General features: G+C 66.4%; 2 protein-coding genes and 1 pseudogene. All 3 read left to right on the plus strand.

Annotation, left to right across the window (positions count from 1 at the left end; translation table 11 throughout):
- Window positions 1-368: pseudogene (locus EOD07_RS29895) on the plus strand (TIGR03364 family FAD-dependent oxidoreductase); the annotation flags it as partial.
- Window positions 365-1,711 (plus strand): aspartate aminotransferase family protein, encoded by a 1,347-nt coding sequence (locus EOD07_RS29900; RefSeq protein WP_127237888.1) that lies wholly within the window; start codon window positions 365-367, stop codon window positions 1,709-1,711. The pseudogene EOD07_RS29895 and the gene EOD07_RS29900, both read left to right, overlap by 4 nt.
- A 5-nt stretch (window positions 1,712-1,716) precedes the next feature.
- On the plus strand, window positions 1,717-2,669 hold a 953-nt coding region (locus EOD07_RS29905), incomplete at its 3' end, for an NAD(P)-dependent oxidoreductase (protein WP_127237889.1).

The following is a 2,669-nucleotide window of genomic DNA, read 5'->3' on the forward strand; positions in this document are numbered from 1 at the left end:
CCGGCGCGTTGCGGGCGAAATTGAGTGAGGAACGCGGCGCCGCCTTGGCCAACGGCGTTCACCTGATCGTGGTGCAGAGCGCGGATGGTTCGCTGGTCGTCGGCGATTCCCATCATTACGGGCTGACGCTCGATCCGTTCGGGTCGGAAGCCGTCGACCAATTGATCCTCGGCGAGTTCAAGACATTGTTCGGCAAGGCGCCGAACGTGCTTGCGCGCTGGACGGGATATTACGCTTCGGCGAAGAATGCCGTGCTGCGCGATACCCCGCATGAAGACGTGCGGCTGGTGATCGTCACCAGCGGCACCGGCGCCAGCACCGGCTTCGGGCTTGGCGAAGCGACCATCGTGGAGTTGTTCGGCCAATGACGCTCGTCCACACCGAAGGCGAATCCAACAAGGCCGCGGCCCGCCAGGAGTGGAGCGCCAAGCAAAGCCACGCGCCCTCGCAGGAGCTTTTGCGGCGCGACGCCGAAGCCTTCCTGCACCAGAGCCTGTCCAGCCCCTGCGTCTCTGCCATAGCCAAGGCCGAAGGCATCTGGATCGAGGACACGGCCGGACGCCGCTACATGGATTTCCACGGCAACAGCGTCCACCATATCGGCTACGGCCATCCGCGGCTCAAGGAAGCCATCGCCAGGCAGATGGACGAGCTGCCTTTCGCACCGCGCCGTTTCACCTGCGAGCCGGCGGTGGAACTCGCCGAGACGCTCGGGAGACTGGCGCCTGGGGACCTCGGCAAGGTGCTGTTCACGACCGGCGGTTCCGACGCGATCGAGGTGTCGTTGAAGCTGGCGCGCGCGGCGACCGGCCGGTTCAAGACGCTGTCGTTCTGGGATGCCTTCCACGGCGCGGGCTTCGGCGCTTCCAGCGTCGGCGGCGAAGCGACGTTCCGCTCCGGCATCGCCGGGCCGCTCCTGCCCGGCACCGAGCATGTCGCGCCCTGGGCGCCGCATAATTGTCCCTACGGCACCAATTCGCTGGAGGAGTCGGCACGCGCCTGCGCCAGCATGATCGCTTACGTGCTGGGGCGCGAGGGCGACTTCGCCGCCTTCATCGCCGAGCCGATGCGCGCGACGCCGCTGGTGCCGGCGCCGGGCTTCTGGAAGGCGGTGCGCGAAGCCTGCGACCGGCACGGCACGCTGCTCATCTTCGACGAGATCCCGACCGGTCTCGGCAAGACCGGAAAGTTCTTTGCTTCCGAGCATGATGGCGTCACGCCCGATATCATCGTGCTCGGCAAATCGCTCGGCGGCGGCATCCTGCCGATCGCCTCGGTGATCGCGCGGCGCGACCTCGACGTGGCCGGCGACTATGCGATCGGCCACTATACCCACGAGAAGAACCCTGTGACGGCTCGCGCGGCGCTGACCACCATCGCCATCATTCGCGAGGAAGGCCTCGTCGAGCGCTCGGCCGAGCTTGGCGCCCATGCGCTCGCCCGCATGAACGACCTCATGCGGCGCTCGCCTTTCGTCGGCGACGTCAGGGGCAGGGGGCTGATGTTCGGCGTCGAGATGGTCGAGGACAAGGCGAGCCGCACGCCGGCGCGCGCGCTTGCCGAGAAGATCTATTATCGCTGCCTCGACCAGGGGCTGAGCTTCAAGATCAGCCAGGGCAACGTGCTGACGCTGTCGCCGCCGCTGGTGATTGCGCGCGCCGATCTCGACCGGGCGCTCGACATCGTCGAGGCCGCCGTGCTGGCGGCCTGAGCCCGGTGAAGGCGGTTCGCACCGATCGCGAGCTCGAATGTCCGGGCATAGACGCCGGCTTGAGGGCGCGCGGCGTCGAGCTCGTCACGCTGCCGGATGGCATCGCGGAGGCCGAGCTTATGGCGGCGGTCACTGATGCCGATCTCATCCTGATGTGCTACACACCGATCACCGCGCGCGTCATCGAGGCGGCGCGAAAACTCAAGGGCATCGTCAAATACGGTGTCGGCATCGATGCCATCGACATAAAGGCGGCGATGCAGCGTGGCATTCCCGTCGTCAATGTCCCCGAATATGCCGAAGAGACGGTTGCCGAGGGCGCCTTTGCGCTGATGATCGCGCTGGCGAAACGGCTGCCGGCGATCACCGCGGCGGTTGCGGGTGACGGCTGGATCTGGCCCGAGCAGCGCTGGCTGGGGCGTGACATTTCAGGATCGACGCTTGGGCTGGTCGGCTGCGGCAAGATCGGCCGCAGCATGGCGCGCATGGCGGGGCAGGGGTTCCGGGCAAAGGTGCTCGGCTTCGATCCCGGCGTCGACGCGGCGACGATGCGGGATGCCGGTGTCGAGAAGGTGGACGACCTGCACGTTATGCTCGGCGCCTGTGATTTCGTCTCGATCCACTGCGTTCTGAACGATGACACGCGAGGCCTTATCGGCAGTCGAGAACTCGCTTGCATGAAGCCTTCGGCGATCCTCATCAACGTCTCGCGGGGAGCCATCATCGACGAAGCAGCACTTGTCGAGGCGATCGTCGCCGGGCGCATCGCCGGAGCGGGGCTCGACGTCTATTCGCTGGAGCCACTGGCGAGGTCCGGCCACCCGATGAACGCGCTTTTCGATCGCGACAATGTGATCCTGTTTCCGCACCTCACCTTCTTCACGCATGAGGCGATGCGCCGGCTCGAGGACGACACTTTGGCCCGCTGTTTCGAAGTGCTCGACGGCCGGCCTGTGAC

It is taken from the genome of Mesorhizobium sp. M2C.T.Ca.TU.002.02.1.1 (assembly GCF_003997225.1).

What these genes read in the sequence shown, in the direction of transcription:
- EOD07_RS29900 (WP_127237888.1), top strand. Translation starts at nt 365, where the DNA reads ATGACGCTCGTCCACACCGAAGGCGAATCCAACAAGGCCGCGGCCCGC.